A 16181-nucleotide genomic window follows, 5' to 3' on the forward strand; every position below is an offset into this window, starting at 1 on the left:
TCATGAATATGCAGGTGTGAGGCGTGAAGTAGCGAGGTCGCCAGATGGTTGAGGGAACGCAGGTTGTTTGAAAATGACCCTTCGTGCCGCTGCCCGGAAATTGTATTTATTATTTAACAACATGACAGTACACGATTATGGATCTTGTCAAAGCTGAACAACTCAATGCGCCGTTTCAGGGGATGGTTAACCTGCCCGTGTTGAAGCAGGCCGGTCTGCTGGTGGGCCTGGCCGCCAGTATTGCGCTGGGGGTGGCGATCGTACTGTGGTCCCGCACTCCCGACTACAGCATTCTCTACAGCAGCGTTACCGGCCAGAGTGCCCAGGAGATGGTCCAGGTACTGTCGGGCGCGGGGATCAATTACCGGCTGGATCCCGACAGCGGCACCTTGATGGTGGACAGTGACAAATTGCATCAGGCCAAACTGAAACTGGCCGCGGCCAATCTTACCCAGACCGATGGCGTCGGCTTCGAATTACTGGAAGAAGCGGACGGTTTCGGTTCCAGCTCGTTCATGCAAAATGCCCGTTTTCATCGTGCCCAGGAAGGCGAAATGGCACGTACCATCAGTTCGATCGCGGCCGTGCAGACCGCGCGGGTGCATCTGGCCCTGCCCAAGCAGTCGGCGTTTATTCGCAGCCAGCGCCAGGCCAGTGCCTCGGTGATGCTCAAGTTGCGTCCGGGACGGCAACTGGAAAAACAGCAAATCAACGCGATCGTTAATCTGGTCTCGTCCAGTGTGCCGAACATGACCGCCTCGGAGGTGACGGTGGTCGATGATCAGGGGCGCCTGTTATCGTCCGGCAAGGACCAGGAAGGGCTGGCCCTGACGGCCAGTCAGTTCGATCACAACCGCAAGGTGGAAGATTCCTACGCCAGCCGGATTGAAAACATACTGACCCCGCTGGTGGGGCGTGAGAATGTTCGCGCGACGGTCAGCGCCGATCTCGATTTTACCCGTACCGAGTCCACCCGCGAGGCCTATAACCCCGATGCCCCGGCGGTGCGCAGTGAGCAGTCGTTTGAAGAAGAAATCAATGGTTCGGCCATCGCCGGCGGGATTCCGGGCGCGTTGACCAATACGCCGCCAGGTCAGGCCCAGGCCCCCGAGGAAGTCAATGCTGCCACGGGTAATCAGACGCAAACCGATGAGACCGGCCAGGTTCGACGTCGCTCAACACGCAACTATGAGCTGGACCGCACCATCAGTCACAGTCGCAATGTGCCCGGCTCCATCCGTCGACTCTCCGTTGCCGTGGTGCTGGATGTGAAGCAGGGTGTGGATGCGGACGGCAATCCGGTTCCGACACCCTATACCGATGCGGAGCTGGAACGTTTTACCACGCTGGTCAAAGAAGCGGTCGGGTTTAACGCCGTGCGGGGCGATTCGGTCCAGGTGATCAACGCCGAGTTTACCCCACCGGTACAACTGGAAGAGGTTCCGACCGAGTCGTTCTGGGAAAAACCGGGCTTCTGGTCGATTCTCAAGCAAGTGGGTGGTGCGCTGCTGGCTCTGCTAATCTTGTTTGGTGTGCTACGCCCGGTCATGCGCAGCCTGGCGAGCCACCGCCCGACCCGGGTCGTTGACCCTCAGACCGGTGAGGAACTTTCCGAGGATCAGCTCAGTCTCTCCGGCGGCGGTGGCGGACAGCCCCGTTTGCCCAAAGCGGCAACGTATGAAGATAATCTGAATATGGCCCGACAGCTGGCGGCCCAGGAACCCAAGCGCGTGGCCCAGGTGGTCAAAAGCTGGCTGGACGACAAATAAGTTCGCGGCAGGATAGTAATCGATATGGCAGAAGCAGATTCCAAAGGTAAAAACATCACCGGCACGGAGCGTGCCGCCGTGCTGTTGATGACGCTGGGCGAGCAGGATGCGGCAGCCATCCTCAAGCACATGAGCCCCAAGGAGGTCCAGCGGGTGGGTGAAGCCATGGCGACCATGAGCAATGTGAACCGGGAAACCGTGGATCACGTGTTGGCACAGTTTTGCGATACGGTGGATGAACAGACCGAACTGGGTATCGGCAACGAGGACTATTTGCGTAATGTCCTGGTTAGCGCGCTGGGCGAGGACAAGGCCGGCAATGTGATCGACCGTATCCTGATGGGTCACAATGCCAAGGGGCTGGAAACCCTCAAATGGATGGAACCGCGCGCCATTGCCGAACTGATTCGTCTCGAGCATCCACAGATTATCGCGATCGTGCTCTCTTATCTGGAAAGTGATCATGCCGCCGAAGTGCTGTCGGCGTTACCGGAGAATATGCGCACCGATGTCGTTATCCGGGTTGCTACACTCGACGGTATTCAGCCCAGCGCCCTGCATGAACTCGACGAGACGCTGGAAAAACAGTTTGCGGGACATGCAGACAGTCTCAAGTCGGCAGGGGTCGGTGGTGTCAAAACCGTCGCCAACCTGCTTAACTTTGTCGACACCAGCCTCGAGTCGCAAATCATGGATATGGTCAAGCAGCAGGACGAGGAGCTTGGCCAGAACATACAGGAACAGATGTTTGTCTTCGATAACCTGATAGACGTGGACGATCGCGGCATCCAGTCGTTGTTGCGCGAAATCTCTTCCGAGAATCTGATCGTGGCATTGAAGGGCGCCGACGAAAGCGTTAAAGACAAGATCGTCAAGAATATGTCCAAACGGGCCTCCGAGATGTTGCTCGACGATCTGGATGCCAAGGGTCCGGTACGGCTCAGCGAAGTGGAGACCGCGCAGAAGGAAATTCTGACGGTGGCACGGCGCATGGCGGAGTCGGGCGAAATATCATTAGGCGGCAGCGGCGATGAGTTCGTCTAAGGAGGTCGACAATCAGCAGTCCGCCTATGAGCGTTGGGAACTGCCCCACGTTCATGACGATGCCACATCACGTTCCCCGGCTACTGCCTCACAACTGGAAGCCGTACAGCAACAGGCGTATGAAGAAGGCTTTGCCCAGGGGAAGCAGGAAGGCTTCGACAAGGGACTGGCCGATGGACAGGAGGAAATCCGGCGTCGGGTTGAACAACTGGAACGCCTGATGTCGGCATTGACCGAGCCGTTTGCCGAACTGGATGAACAGGTGATCGAGCAGACCGGCCAACTGGCCATGGACGTCGCCCGGCATGTTATTCGCCGTGAGCTGAAAACCGAACCGGGGCAGGTCATCGCTGTGGTGCGCGAGGCCGTCAATGCCCTGCCAGTCAGTGCCCGCAATATCCGGGTTCAGTTACATCCCGAAGATGCTCAACTGGTGCGCGAAGCGCTGTCCCTCAATGAAACCGACAGCGACAACCGGTTGTGGCAGGTAGTGGAAGAACCACTGATCAGTCGTGGCGGGTGCAAGGTGGTGGCGGAAAACTCGACCATCGATGCGACTATCGAAAAACAGATTGCCCGAATCTCAACGGCCGTGTTTGGCGGGGAGCGTGTCAGCGATGGCGACGATTCCGACAACTGAGCGCAGTAACAAATGGCGACAGGGTCTCGATACCCTGTCCGGTCGCCTGCAACAGGTGGAAACCCTGATTGTCGAAGGGCGGCTCAGCCGGATGGTCGGCCTGACCCTGGAAGCGGTTGGCTGTCAGTCAGTGATCGGAGCCCGCTGCCTGGTCGAAAGCGAAGACAGTGACAGCATTGAAGCCGAGGTGGTCGGGTTTGCAGGTGAAAAACTGTTTTTAATGCCTACCGGGAATATTCATGGTATCCATCCCAATGCCCGGGTGATCCCCACCAATCGCGTGTATGAGACGGTTGTGGGGGACGGCGTGCTGGGCCGGGTGCTCGACGGTGCCGGCAAACCGCTGGACGGACGTGGCCCCCTGATGGCCTCCGAACGCATGCCGTTGACCGGCAAACCGATCAACCCGCTGGAGCGTGCCCCGATCAGTGCCCCGCTGGACGTGGGCGTGCGCGCCATCAATGCCCTGTTAAGCGTCGGTCGCGGCCAGCGTATGGGGTTGTTTGCCGGCAGTGGTGTCGGCAAGAGTGTCCTGCTGGGCATGATGACCCGCTATACCGCCGCGGATGTGATCGTCGTCGGTATGATCGGCGAACGCGGCCGCGAGGTGAAAGAGTTCATTGATAACATTCTCGGCCCCGAAGGCATGGCGCGTGCCTGCGTGGTGGCGGTGCCGGCGGACCAGACACCGGTGATGCGCATGCACGGCGCCTTTCTGGCAACCAGTATCGCCGAGTATTTTCGCGATCAGGGCAAGCATGTTCTGTTGCTGATGGATTCATTGACCCGTTTCGCCCAGGCCCAGCGGGAAATCGCCCTGGCCATTGGCGAGCCCCCTGTGACCAAGGGCTATCCGCCGTCGGTCTTCGCGCGCATGCCGCAGCTGGTGGAGCGAGCCGGTAACGGCCCCAGCGGCGGAGGTTCGATTACCGGATTTTATACGGTGCTGACCGAAGGTGACGATCAACAGGAACCGATTGCCGATGCCTCGCGGGCAATACTCGATGGGCATATTGTGCTGTCACGCCAACTGGCCGAGTCGGGGCATTATCCGGCGATCGACGTGGAAGCCTCGATCAGCCGGGCGATGAATGCGATTGTCTCAAACGAACAGCAAAAGCAAGTGCAGCGCTTCAAGCAACTTTATTCCACCTATCAGCGTAATAGTGATCTGATCAGTGTTGGTGCCTATGCCCGTGGCAGTGATTCTCGAATTGATGAGGCGATTGCCATGCATCCAACATTGATGGCGTTCCTGCGTCAGGATATGCATCAGCCGACCAACTGGCAGGAGAGTCTCAATCAGCTGGAGCAGCTATTGTCGGAACCGACAAACACGCCCCAACCGGAAGTCCCGATGGTGACGATCTGAGATGAAAAAATCCGACCGTATCAAATCGCTCATGCACCTGGCGGAAAAGCAGGAACAGCAGGCCGTACGCGATCTGGGTCAGGCACGACAGCAAATGGAAGCCCAGCAGACTAAACTGGAAGAACTGCGTGAATACCGCGAGGAGTACCGGCGGCGCTTTTTGCAGGATGGCGAGCAGGGGATCAGTGGTTCCCAGTTACAACATTTCCAGGCTTTCATGTGCCAGCTGGATCAGGCGATCGAAAATCAACACCAGGTGGTCGAACAACTGGCCGGGCAGTGCCGGCAACAAACCGATCATTGGCAACAGCGCCATCAACAGACCCGCATTCTGGACAAAACCCGGGATCGCTTTGCGCGCCACGAACGTCATCAGGCCGAACGGCAGGAACAGCGCGAAAATGATGATCTGGCCGGGGCCCGGCACAAGCCGAACAAACCGTCCTGAGGGACCGGGAACCGGTAGATCGAGTCGGCCCGATCTTCCCCTTGCGGGACAGGAAAAATAAGACAGTAACAGACTTCATTCCCCGTCCCTGAGCGGTTTGGCATACCCCTTGCAGTTACCCAGACAAACCGCTGTGGAGAACACATTCATGTCTGAAGCTGCAATGATGTTGCTGTCGGGGAAACCAACTGCCAAGGGTCAGGGTGCCGTCGAGAACGCGCGTCAGGGCGAGGCGGGGACGCAGCCCGATGGCACGGCGCCGCCGCAATTGTTCGGTGGCCTGTTGCTGAAAATGCTGAATACCGAAGGGGAGCAGGCGGCCCTGCAATTGCCGCCAGCGGCAACCGCCGGGGAGCAAAGCGGCAACAGCTTGCCGTCGGAATCGCCGGCCATCGCCTGGTCTGCCCTGATGGTCTGGGATGAGTTGCCGCGCACTGACGGACAGGCCGTTCTGCCCACCGGTGGCCGACCTGAGACTATGTTGAGTCGCGAGGCCCAGGCGGCCGCCAGTTTCCTGTTACGCCAGGCCAATCCGTTGCAAGCCAATTTACAACCGGGGGCGCAAGGCGAAGCGATGAGCCAGGTCGCCGGCGGCACGTTCCAGAATAGCGACGAGCTTTTCAACCAGAATCTGCTCAAGTTACTCACCGAGCAAAGCAGCAACCGGGTTGTCGATCCACGTCAATCGGCCACTTTGCTGACGGCCCCAGAGAGTACCGAAACGGGTTTGAACGGTTCGCTTTCCCTGAATGCCGGCTCCTCCACTTCACAGCAGGGGCAGTTCAATCAATTACTGGCGGGACTCGGGGGAATGAACAGCGCCGGAGGACAACGCCCCGAAATGCAATTGCCGCCAATGACGGTTTCGCCGCAGCATCCGAACTGGAGTAACGGGATTGGTGAGCGGATCCAGTGGATGGTCGGCCAGAACATGCAAAAGGCCGAGATTCGTCTTGAACCCCCGGAACTGGGCTCTCTGGAGCTGCGGGTGACGATCAATCGCGATCAGGCCAGTCTGAGCATTACCGCCGCCAATCCCCAGGTGCGGGATGCGGTGGAAGCCGCGGCTCCCCGGTTACGGGAGATGTTCGGCGAGGTGGGTCTTGATCTGGGCGATGTGAATGTGTCCCAGGAATCGTTCGCCGAACAGCAACAAACCGGCGATAACCCGGACACCCAGGGCCAGGGGCTCGCCCGTGGCGATGAGCCCGGGGAGGATAGCGAGTCGTCCGCCGACAGTGGAGAAACCCGGCTCAATTCGAGCGACAACGGGTTACTGGATCTTTATGCCTGAGCCAGCGGTGGTTGTCCGTCCCGGCGAGGGTTTTCGCAGGCCTGTCGTCAAACGGTGGCGGATTCATGACACCGCAGCCGGGTGATAGAACAGGGTAAATGTAAGATGTTGATTATAAATCAGTTAATAATCTTCAGAGAATGGGCACGCTTTCTGCATCTGGCTGTTCGATACGGTTTGATACAGAAGTATTCAAGTTGCCGCCTTCGGCTACCGACATTACAGCAATCACAAACAGGTGAATTCTGATGCCGCTTTCGATGTACAGCACCAGCCAGCTCAGCGAAGCCGACCAGCTCGTGGAGACGCACGGGCCGCTGGTGCAGAAGATCGCCTACCATCTGATGTCCCGCCTGCCCGCCAGTGTGGTGGTGGATGATCTGATCCAGGTCGGCATGCTCGGACTGCTGGATGCGGCCCAGCATTATGATCCGTCCCAGGGGGCCACGTTTGAAACCTATGCCACTATCCGCATCCGCGGGGCGATGCTGGATGAACTGCGCCGCAATGACTGGGCCCCCAAATCCGTGCATCGCCGGGCACGGGATCTGATGGAGTGTGTGCAACAGATCGAGGCAGACACCGGGCGCGAGGCCCGGCCAGGCGATGTTGCCGGGATGATGGGGATTACCCTTAACGAATATCACCAGATCCTGCAGGAGACCAACAGTTGTCGTATTCTCAGTTTTGTGGATATTGGGGTCGATGACGGTCAACTGGGGGATAACTACAAGGCCGGACAGACCACACCGCTGGATGGACTGGAAGAGACGCGCTTTCAGGAGCATCTGGTCGAGGCTATCGAGGCGCTGCCGGAACGCGAGAAACTGGTTATTGGCCTCTATTATGACGAGGAATTCAATCTGCGCGAAATTGGCGAGGTACTGGGGGTGAGCGAATCCCGGGTCAGCCAGTTAATGAGCCAGGCACACCTGCGTATGCGCAAGCACCTGTCCGATTACACCACCCGGGATTGATCCCGCCCCACGCCGGCGTTTTACGGGTCTGGCTCACAGAACGCTTCTTCGCAGGCCGACACGGCTCGCATCGACGCCTGAATACTCTATACTCACCGTTGTTAAGCCTTTGATAACTAAAATAACGGCGGATGTTCTGTGATCCGCTTATCGGTTTTGTCAGCTTGAATACCGTTACCATGCCCGGGTTGGAACCGTTATGTTCTGACAGGATGTGAGGAGATAATAATGAGTGATATATTAATGATTGTGCCCGGCAGCGTTTTATTGAGCGTGCTGATCTGGTTCATTATTCTGAGTTTTGTTCTGTGGGCAGCGCGTGCTCATGCCCATCGCGCTATCCGCTCCTTCGGCCAGGTGCTGCACGGCGCCATGCGCCTGACCGCGACGGCCATTATGCGCGCCGAAAAACGTCTGCTTGAACGCAACCGTGAGGTATTGCTGAACCAGGGCAGGGAAGCCACCGAACGCATTATCGAAAGGGAGTTTGAGCGGATTGATGCCACCGTGCGCAAGGACCTGGCGGAGTATCCCTCACTGCATCGTCAGTTGAGCGAGGAAATTGCCAAGATTGACGAAGATTACAAGGAAAGCACCGAAGTGCCACCGGAACCGCCGGCCTGGGTCAAGGCGGTGGAAGCTGTCGCCAAGATTCCGTCCACCAAGGGTGATCCGATGGTCGGCAATGTCCTCGAGGATATCCATCAATCCCTGGTCAAGGCCAACACCCGGGCGCTGGAAGAGTATCGCAAGGCCAGTCATAAACGCCACCAGCTGCTGAATAACATGATGCCGCACTGGCGCAACGTCAAACAGATACTCGGCAAGGTCGACAAGAACGTCAACAGCCTGTTGCAGCGTTCGGTCACCATCGATCGGCATATGGAAGAGTATGAAAATATCCAGAAACACAGTAATCGTGCTCTGGAAATGCTCTCTTCCTCGTCCATCACCCAGTTTTTTATCTCTTCATTTGTACTGATTATCGCCATTGGCGGGGCCATGATTAACTTCAACCTGATCGCCTTGCCCATGTCGGAAATGGTAGGGGCGAAAAGTGAAATTATCGGCATGCCAACCTCGGACGTGGCCGCGCTGGTGATCATTCTCGTGGAAATCGCCATGGGCCTGTTCTTGATGGAATCGCTACGGATTACCCGGTTGTTTCCGATTATCGGCGCACTGCCGGACAAGATGCGGGTGCGAATGATCTGGATAACCTTCACTATACTGCTTGTTCTGGCCTCGGTGGAAGCCGGCCTGGCCTATATGCGTGAATGGCTGGTTGAAATGAAACAGGCCTCTATGTTGACTGGCGGCGAGGAGGCCCTGCAGGGCGGTTATCTGTGGATTACCACTGCCGCGCAGATGGGGCTGGGCTTTATGTTGCCATTTGCACTCGTATTTGTGGCGATTCCGCTTGAGTCTTTCGTGCATTCCCTGCGCACCGTGCTGGGAATCATCGGTGTTGCATTCCTGCGTAGCCTGGCATGGCTTCTCAGGTTTGTTGGCAACATCTCTCGCTATGCCGCGAGGGTGCTTGAAAATATCTATGATCTGGTTATTTTTGCGCCCCTGTTAATTGAACGGCTGGTAGCGGCAAACAAGGAATCAGGAAAAGGCGGAGATAAAAGCAAGAAAATCGATACCGTATCCGCAATTTAAGGGGGAATAATGAAACCAACCAAACTGCTTATTCTGATAATGGTGGTTGCTCTGGCCGTTGTCAGTGGCTGCTCAAGGCATAACAAGGCGCGCGATCACGGTGTCTATATGCTGCTGGATACATCGGGCACCTACACCGAGCAGTTGACTGATGCACAGCGCATTATCAACTACATTTTGAGCGAGCTCGAGCCGGGCGATACATTTGCCGTGGCTCGTATTGACACCGGCAGCTTCAGCGGCAAGGATATTGTTCATCGGCAAACGTTCGATACACGTCCCAGCCAGGCCAATGCGCAACGCCGAAAATTTCGTGAGACGATCGACACGTTTGTCAAAGAGGTGAAACCCAGTTCTTATACCGATATTACCGGCGGTATCCTGCAGGCGATCGAGCATCTCAATGAAGTCGGGCCGGGGAACAAGACGATTCTGATCTTCTCCGATATGAAAGAGGATCTGAAAGAGGGTTATGTGCGTGATATACCGCTGCAGCTGGATGGCTTCAATGTGGTGGCCCTGAACGTTATCAAGTTAAGCAGTGATAATGTTGACCCGCGCAAATACATGAACCGCCTGGAAGCGTGGCAGAACCGGGTCGAATCCGGGGGCGGCCAGTGGAAGATGGTTAATGACATGGAACGCCTGGAGTCGGTCATGGATTTTGATTGAAGTAGAAGTTGTCGAACTTCACTAAAGACGGGCCGTCGGGTGACTGACGGCCCGTTTTTTGTGCGGACATCGAGCCGGTTTTGTCGCTTTTCCTCCGTCTCTCCGCCGTCATCCTGCCCTTTTCGGTGGGCGCGGGCCTACACATCCCGCAGCCGCAGTGGTAACCTGTGAAGGTTCAAGATTCTCATGGTCGGACCGATAGATACTGCATGATTTACTGATTAAAGTCTGATGAGTCATACAATTGCACAACACCGACGCCGGCAACCGATGTGGTTCTATGAAAAGAACTATCGGTTTTTGTGCCTGTTGCTGCCGGACTTGCACCATGGCCGTCAGGAGAGTTATCAAATCACACATGAGCAGCACAGACTGGATATTCAGGTCACCGAATTTGGCCCCTATACCCAGCGGTTGCAGCTATCTCAACGCTTTGATGCCAGCTCGGCACTATTGCGCGATCTCAGTATGAGCGTGCGTGTTTACCATGATGCCATGCTTGCAGAAGTGATCGGGTATCAGGGGGTGGAGCGACTGCTGGCGCGGTATGAGCTGCCCAACAGCGGCATGTTGTTACCTGACGAGAAACGCCAGGCGAATCTATTATTGCATGACTGGTTAACCGTATTCATTAACCGTCATCGGCAGGCCGATCGCAGTGTCACCCTGTCATGAACCGGCTACAGGCTGAAATGGGTCGATTTATTCCTTTTCCAGTCCATCTTGCCAGCGCCGTTGTCCTGGTGATGGGGCTGATGATCAATCCGGTATCCGCAGAAAATGTGGCGGAGGCGCTGTCGGCCAGTCAGCGCGGAGAGCATGATCGGGCCCTGTCCATTTTGAAGCAACGCGCCGAGGCGGATGATCCGGTTGCGCAATACGATCTCGCCCTGTTTTATAAAAATGGTACCGGCGTTGCCTCTAACAGACAATTGGCGGAATACTGGTTCAAGCGGTCGGCCCGTGGTGGACTGGTCAATGCCTATGCCCAGTTGCGACAGGACGCGGTCCAGCCCGGACAGCCGCCGCAGGTCGAGCTGGTGTTTGGTCCGCAGGAGTGGATACGGGTTCAGGAGCCCGGCAACTATACCCTTCAGCTGGCCAGCAGTCGCAACAGCCGGTTGATAAAGCGCTATTACGCCGAATACCAGCTCCAGGGTCGCGGCGGCTATTTTCTGAATAAAAACCGCGACCAGTATGCCCTGGTGTATGGCACCTATCCCTCCGTGGCCGATGCCACCAGGGCGATCGAAACGCTCCCTGAGGCACTGCGTCAATGGCAGCCCTGGGTCAGGCAGCTGCGCCAGATCCAGGCGAGCATGGCCGACGAGTAGCCTCCCTGCCTCTTTTAGCCGGGTTCCCGGCGGTATAACCCTCCCGGTTGTCGGGTAAAACTGTGCTAAAGTTCACATTTTGTTTGCCGACACCTTGAACAGGACTTGTAATACCGGGTCAATTTCAGGAGTCGGGCCCGAACAACCACTTCACGGGGGGTGAAGTGCCATGACATGTTCACATACCACCAATTGCCAGCTTTATGCCCAGTTCGCGGCCGATGCGTCGTTGAAATTGTGGAAACAACACTATTGCGAGGGGCTTTTCGACCAGTGCGCCCGCTATCAACTTGCGCTGGAGGGCAAACCGGTCCCCTTGACCTTGCTGCCCAACGGCAAGATGGTTGAGCGTCGCTCCAAGGAGCAGATCAGTGCTTCGGCGCTGTTCAATGCCATCCAGAAACAGCGGGTCGGGGTCGTTCGCTCGCTGATCAAGACCGGCATGTCTTCCTATGAACTCAGGACCGAAGACGGTATGACGCCGCTGATGGCCTCGGTGACCGTGGGTAATGCGGAGCTGGTGAAACTGATGCTCGAATACGGCTGTGATCCCCATGCCACCAATGGCGAAGGGAAACGGGCTATCGATCTGGCGAAGGCGTCTGGTTTCACCGATTGCGAGCAGATACTGCAAAAGCATATGGACTCCAACCCGTTCCGCAAAAATACGCAAGCGGCGCCCGCCACGGTGCAAGCCGATGCTGAATCGGAAATGAATGAAGTAGTCGGTTTTTTACGTCGCCTGAATCCGTTTCGCTCCAGGGAGGCGTAAGCGGTGGAATACTGGCCCTGGTGGATTGGTGCGCTGGCGCTGGGCGGTGTCAGTCTCGGTTACCTGTTGCTGATCGGTAAAATGCTCGGGGTTTCCGGCAGCTGGGCCAAGGTGGTCGGCTGGAAGGAAGACCGGGAGCTGGCCCGTTCCGCCGCACAACTCGAAGAGGCCGATGATGGCGAAATCGAGGATGCACTGCTGGCCGCGACCCTGGCGGAATTCGGAGCGGGTGCCGTGGATGAGAAGTCATCCGCTGAGACGTCAGCCGGGGATGACACAACCACGGCAACCTCACAGACGGTGAGCCACACGCCGTGGACCGCGCATCTGACCTTTCTGCTGGCCATGTTTATTGGGGGCCTGATTGCGGCCCTGACCTCCGGGCAGTTTGAAGTTGAACTCCAGCTGAGTGATACCCACAGTCGGATATTCGATGGTCCCATGGAAGTCTGGCTGGCGCTATTGTTTGGCGGCATGATGGTCGGCTTTGGCGCGCAGATGGCGGGAGGCTGCACCTCCGGCCATGGCTTGAGCGGTTGTGCCCGACTGATTCCAGCCAGTTTGCTTTCTACCGTGGTATTCATGCTCAGTGCCATTGGTCTGTCTTTATTGATGGAGGCGGCAATCTGATGAAACAGTCCAGAACACGTATGTATCTTGCCTATGGGCTGATGGGTGGCCTGATGGGCTATGTGATCGCGCGTATTGGTTTTGGCGATTATGATGAACTCCATAATATGTTCATTTTGGAAGACCTGCGCATGTTGTATGCCTTCGCCGGTGCCGTTGCCCTGTCATTACTGGGTTTTATCATTCTGGCGCGCCGTATTCCCAAACAGGAAAAATTTTTCCAGCCGGGAACGATTCCCGGCAGCATGTTGTTCGGCTTCGGCTGGGCGGTTTGCGGCGCCTGTCCAAGCATGGTATTCGTCCAGCTTGGTGCCGGTAAAATTCCGGCTTTGATGACGATGGTGGGGATCTTGCTGGGTATCTACCTGCACAAAAAAGCCCACGCCCGCTATTTCCGCTGGGATACCGGATCCTGTGTCAGTGACTGAATACGCACGTATCGACTCGGTTATACACGGTATGACTACGCAGAGTATCAAGTGACGTGTTACTAACTGTTACACATTTGTAACGTCTTTGCTCGAAGTGGTCTTTTACCGGCACAGCGACCGGAACAGTGTTGGCACTTCGGCCGGGCGTTGTTATATTCACCTGAAGACTATCCTGTTATTGTGCAAGTGCCCGGACGAGGCAGCATAGCAGATTGAGTAAAATTAATAAGAACAATGAGCCGCCGCGTGTCAGACAACAAAAAAACGCCACAATCGGGCGACTCCATAGCGACAAATCACAATGCTGTTCGCTATCTCCGTCACCGCCTTCAACGCCTGTTACAGCTCACAGAGTTAAATAAATTCGATCCCGATAAATTCGATGATAAGGCTCTGCTTGAACAGGATCCGCTCGCGCTTGTAGCGGATGCCCTGGCAGAGATGATCGAGCGTCATCGTGTAACGACAGAAGAGTTGCGCATCGCTTACGCGGAGATCTGTGAAGTCCTCAATGCCTCCGGTGCCGCAATTATTGTTACCGACAGCGAAATGCGTATTGAAATGTACAATGAACAGTCACAAACCCTGTTGCAGGGCGATAGGGATGAAATAATAGGGAAGGTGTTTTTCGAGCAAATAACTGATTGCCCCTACAAGGGAAATCAGCAAAAGCTGCGGGAGTTGATGGCGCAGGGAGTACGGACTAACCATACTGAATTTCAGATAGATGAAAGTTATTATAATGTCACTGTCGCGCCGATCCTCGATGAAGGCGGAGAGCCGGAAAAAACTATTTTCATGTTATTCGATGTGACCCGCCAGCGCGGAGATTTTAATCGCCAGAAGCTCTCTGCGGTGGTTCTGGAAAACACCAGTGAAGGCGTGGTGGTGACTGATCACAACAATCGGATTATCGAGGTCAATGAGGCCTTGCTGACTATCACCGGGTATAGAAAAGAAGAGCTGCTGGGTCAGGATCCGAATATCTTGAGTTCCGGTACCCACGATCGGGGTTTTTATGCCGAAATATGGGAGCAGCTTCAAAAAGAAGGCGTTTGGCGTGGTGAAATCTGGGATAGACGTAAAAACGGCGAACTTTTCCCGGCCTGGCAAACGATCAATACGATTCGTAATGACGCCGGTGATGTACTTAATTATGTGTCCATCTTCTCCGATATCAGCGCCCTCAAACAGTCACAGGAAAAACTCGACTTTCTGGCCTATCATGATCCTTTGACCTCTTTACCCAACCGGGTTCTGTTTATGGATCGCCTGACTCAGGCGCTGGAGAAATCCGCGCGTGAAAGCAGAAAACTGGCGATTATCTTTATCGACCTGGATCGTTTCAAAAATATCAACGATACACTGGGCCACGCCCTGGGCGATAAATTGCTGGTGGATGCGGCGTCACGCTTTCTTATGAATATCCGCAAGTCCGACACCGTCGCCCGGCTGGGCGGCGACGAGTTTGTGGTGTTGCTGGAGAATATTGAATCAGAAGAGCATGTGGCCTATTTCGCCGAAAAGCTGCTTAATACTTTTATCGACCCGTTTGTGATCAATGAGAACTATCTGCATCTGAGCCTGAGCATGGGGATTTGTCTCAGCCCCGATGATGGCCGGGATGTGGAGACGCTGCTGAAAAATGCCGACGCGGCCATGTATCGCGCCAAGGATCAGGGTCGCAACGGATTCCAGTTTTTCACCTCGGAATTGTCGCGCAGGGCCCACGAAAAACTGACACTCGAAACCAATCTGCGCCAGGCTATCGAGCAGAACCAGCTGGATTTGCATTACCAGCCTCAAAACCAGTTGGATAATGGCCGGATCACTTCGGCCGAAGCCCTGTTGCGCTGGTCGCATCCCGAACTGGGCGCGATTCCGCCGGATCGTTTTATCCCGATAGCCGAGGAGACCGGGTTGATCGTTCCGATTGGTGACTGGGTCATTACCCGCGCCTGTGAGCAATTGCGCCAGTGGCGCGAGGCCGGCTATGAAATTCAGCAGATAGCGATTAATGTCTCCGGTGTCCAGTTACAACGGGGTGACCTGGTCAGGCATATTCTCAGTACTTGTGATTATTATCAGCTGGCCGTTTCCGATCTCGAACTGGAAATTACCGAATCGATTCTGATGGAAGACACCGAGAGTGCAATTCGTATCCTGACCGAACTGCAAAAACACGGTGCGACCATTACTATCGATGATTTCGGAACCGGCTATTCCTCATTGGGCTATCTCAAGAAGCTTCCGGTTAACAAGCTGAAAATCGACCGGGATTTCATTCGCGATATTGTCAGCGATCCCGATGATGCCGCCATTGTGCGGGCGATTCTGGCCATGGCGGAAAATCTGCAGCTGACAGTGATTGCCGAGGGCGTCGAAGAAAAGGCGCATTGTGATTTTCTGCATGCACAAAACTGTACGATCGCCCAGGGCTATTATTTCAGTCGGCCGGTACCCGCGATCGAGTTTCAGAAACTGCTCATGCAGGAACTATCTGCCTGACAAACAGGGATCTGATAAGGCTTCTTCGCAGCCGAACATTCTGAACCTGGCTGGGATTATGCTTGTGCTGACAGACAAAAAAACGCCACCGAAAGGGTGGCGTTTTTTACTGGATGGTGGAGGCGGCGGGAATCGAACCCGCGTCCGCAAGTCCTCTGCCATTGGCTCTACATGCTTATCCGCGTCTATTGTTTTAACCGGCAGCAACCCGACGGGCAGGGCCAACTGACGGCGATTCCGGTTAGGTTTTAACGTCGCAGCCCCGGACGAGCTTTGACGCGATCCTGTGAGATATGACCCCTGGAATCTGAACGCACAGGCACGGCTTCAGTCAGAGGGCACCCTACCGGGTTTTAAGCGGCGAGTGCGTAGTTGTCGTCGTTGGCAACTATAGATTTGCAGATGGATTTACGAGGAAACCTGCATCCTCGGCATGCACCTCCGGTTTCGCAACCCGCGTCGAAGCCAGGTCGCCCCCTTGGTACTTACTATCTGACTACTATTCTAGCGGATAGTTCCCTGTATATATAGGGGCACTGCGGGGATTAACAAGGTGCTAGGTACTAGGTTCTAGGTGCTAGGAAATTGCGGGTAGGCCTGACTGAGCGCCCTTCGGGCTTACTGG

The 16181-nt window shown here is 55.7% G+C and carries 15 protein-coding genes and 1 other RNA gene; 15 read left to right on the plus strand and 1 reads right to left on the minus strand.

What is annotated here, in order from left to right; all coding sequences use genetic code 11:
- The first annotated feature begins 137 nt into the window (after positions 1 to 137).
- The 15 genes from fliF (at position 138) to RI563_RS02685 (ending at position 15556) form a co-directional block, all read left to right on the plus strand.
- Positions 138 to 1769 carry a flagellar basal-body MS-ring/collar protein FliF gene (gene fliF / locus RI563_RS02615; protein ID WP_310692790.1) on the plus strand — a complete coding sequence of 544 codons (1632 nt, stop codon included), beginning with the start codon at positions 138 to 140 and terminating at the stop codon, positions 1767 to 1769.
- Between the two features lie 24 nt (positions 1770 to 1793).
- On the plus strand, positions 1794 to 2813 hold the full coding sequence (gene fliG, locus RI563_RS02620) for a flagellar motor switch protein FliG (RefSeq protein ID WP_310692791.1): 1020 nt from the start codon (positions 1794 to 1796) through the stop codon (positions 2811 to 2813).
- Complete coding sequence (locus RI563_RS02625; protein WP_310692792.1) at positions 2800 to 3453, plus strand: flagellar assembly protein FliH; 654 nt, start codon at positions 2800 to 2802, stop codon at positions 3451 to 3453. The genes fliG and RI563_RS02625 overlap by 14 nt, the downstream gene beginning before the upstream one ends.
- Positions 3431 to 4825: a flagellar protein export ATPase FliI gene (gene fliI / locus RI563_RS02630; RefSeq protein WP_310692793.1), complete on the plus strand. Its 1395-nt coding sequence runs from the start codon at positions 3431 to 3433 to the stop codon at positions 4823 to 4825. Before RI563_RS02625 ends, fliI begins: the two co-directional genes overlap by 23 nt.
- Position 4826: 1 nt before the next feature.
- A complete protein-coding gene (fliJ, locus tag RI563_RS02635) occupies positions 4827 to 5273 on the plus strand; it encodes a flagellar export protein FliJ (RefSeq protein ID WP_310692794.1) in 447 nt (148 codons plus the stop codon).
- A gap of 148 nt (positions 5274 to 5421) precedes the next feature.
- Positions 5422 to 6567 carry a flagellar hook-length control protein FliK gene (locus RI563_RS02640; RefSeq protein ID WP_310692795.1) on the plus strand — a complete coding sequence of 382 codons (1146 nt, stop codon included), beginning with the start codon at positions 5422 to 5424 and terminating at the stop codon, positions 6565 to 6567.
- Positions 6568 to 6815: 248 nt separating this feature from the next.
- Positions 6816 to 7544 carry an RNA polymerase sigma factor FliA gene (locus RI563_RS02645; RefSeq protein WP_310692796.1) on the plus strand — a complete coding sequence of 243 codons (729 nt, stop codon included), beginning with the start codon at positions 6816 to 6818 and terminating at the stop codon, positions 7542 to 7544.
- Between the two features lie 228 nt (positions 7545 to 7772).
- Positions 7773 to 9209 (plus strand): hypothetical protein, encoded by a 1437-nt coding sequence (locus RI563_RS02650; protein ID WP_310692797.1) that lies wholly within the window; start codon positions 7773 to 7775, stop codon positions 9207 to 9209.
- A 9-nt stretch (positions 9210 to 9218) separates the two neighbouring features.
- Entirely contained in the window at positions 9219 to 9881 is a 663-nt protein-coding gene (locus RI563_RS02655; RefSeq protein ID WP_310692798.1) for a VWA domain-containing protein, read from the plus strand.
- Between the two features lie 231 nt (positions 9882 to 10112).
- A complete protein-coding gene (locus RI563_RS02660) occupies positions 10113 to 10556 on the plus strand; it encodes a DUF1249 domain-containing protein (RefSeq protein ID WP_310692799.1) in 444 nt (147 codons plus the stop codon).
- Complete coding sequence (locus tag RI563_RS02665; protein WP_310692800.1) at positions 10553 to 11215, plus strand: SPOR domain-containing protein; 663 nt, start codon at positions 10553 to 10555, stop codon at positions 11213 to 11215. The genes RI563_RS02660 and RI563_RS02665 overlap by 4 nt, the downstream gene beginning before the upstream one ends.
- A gap of 169 nt (positions 11216 to 11384) precedes the next feature.
- Positions 11385 to 11987 carry an ankyrin repeat domain-containing protein gene (locus RI563_RS02670; RefSeq protein WP_310692801.1) on the plus strand — a complete coding sequence of 201 codons (603 nt, stop codon included), beginning with the start codon at positions 11385 to 11387 and terminating at the stop codon, positions 11985 to 11987.
- 3 nt (positions 11988 to 11990) lie between these two features.
- Positions 11991 to 12617 (plus strand): YeeE/YedE family protein, encoded by a 627-nt coding sequence (locus RI563_RS02675; protein WP_310692802.1) that lies wholly within the window; start codon positions 11991 to 11993, stop codon positions 12615 to 12617.
- Positions 12617 to 13045 carry a YeeE/YedE thiosulfate transporter family protein gene (locus RI563_RS02680; protein WP_310692803.1) on the plus strand — a complete coding sequence of 143 codons (429 nt, stop codon included), beginning with the start codon at positions 12617 to 12619 and terminating at the stop codon, positions 13043 to 13045. Before RI563_RS02675 ends, RI563_RS02680 begins: the two co-directional genes overlap by 1 nt.
- A 249-nt stretch (positions 13046 to 13294) precedes the next feature.
- Positions 13295 to 15556 carry an EAL domain-containing protein gene (locus RI563_RS02685; protein WP_310692804.1) on the plus strand — a complete coding sequence of 754 codons (2262 nt, stop codon included), beginning with the start codon at positions 13295 to 13297 and terminating at the stop codon, positions 15554 to 15556.
- Between the two features lie 114 nt (positions 15557 to 15670).
- Here RI563_RS02685 and ssrA read toward each other — a convergent pair.
- Positions 15671 to 16034, minus strand: a transfer-messenger RNA (tmRNA) gene (gene ssrA, locus RI563_RS02690).
- Positions 16035 to 16181 lie beyond the last annotated feature (147 nt).

Origin of the sequence: Thiohalophilus sp., from assembly GCF_031581315.1 — a bacterium.
Lineage (GTDB): Bacteria > Pseudomonadota > Gammaproteobacteria > UBA6429 > Thiohalophilaceae > Thiohalophilus.

Coding starts and splice junctions, on each gene's coding strand:
- RI563_RS02655 (WP_310692798.1), top strand. CDS start 9,219: ATGAAACCAACCAAACTGCTTATTCTGATAATGGTGGTTGCTCTGGCC.
- RI563_RS02670 (WP_310692801.1), top strand. CDS start 11,385: ATGACATGTTCACATACCACCAATTGCCAGCTTTATGCCCAGTTCGCG.
- RI563_RS02645 (WP_310692796.1), top strand. CDS start 6,816: ATGCCGCTTTCGATGTACAGCACCAGCCAGCTCAGCGAAGCCGACCAG.
- RI563_RS02640 (WP_310692795.1), top strand. CDS start 5,422: ATGTCTGAAGCTGCAATGATGTTGCTGTCGGGGAAACCAACTGCCAAG.
- fliF (WP_310692790.1), top strand. CDS start 138: ATGGATCTTGTCAAAGCTGAACAACTCAATGCGCCGTTTCAGGGGATG.
- RI563_RS02625 (WP_310692792.1), top strand. CDS start 2,800: ATGAGTTCGTCTAAGGAGGTCGACAATCAGCAGTCCGCCTATGAGCGT.
- RI563_RS02680 (WP_310692803.1), top strand. CDS start 12,617: ATGAAACAGTCCAGAACACGTATGTATCTTGCCTATGGGCTGATGGGT.
- fliJ (WP_310692794.1), top strand. CDS start 4,827: ATGAAAAAATCCGACCGTATCAAATCGCTCATGCACCTGGCGGAAAAG.
- RI563_RS02650 (WP_310692797.1), top strand. CDS start 7,773: ATGAGTGATATATTAATGATTGTGCCCGGCAGCGTTTTATTGAGCGTG.
- fliG (WP_310692791.1), top strand. CDS start 1,794: ATGGCAGAAGCAGATTCCAAAGGTAAAAACATCACCGGCACGGAGCGT.
- RI563_RS02660 (WP_310692799.1), top strand. CDS start 10,113: ATGAGTCATACAATTGCACAACACCGACGCCGGCAACCGATGTGGTTC.
- fliI (WP_310692793.1), top strand. CDS start 3,431: ATGGCGACGATTCCGACAACTGAGCGCAGTAACAAATGGCGACAGGGT.
- RI563_RS02665 (WP_310692800.1), top strand. CDS start 10,553: ATGAACCGGCTACAGGCTGAAATGGGTCGATTTATTCCTTTTCCAGTC.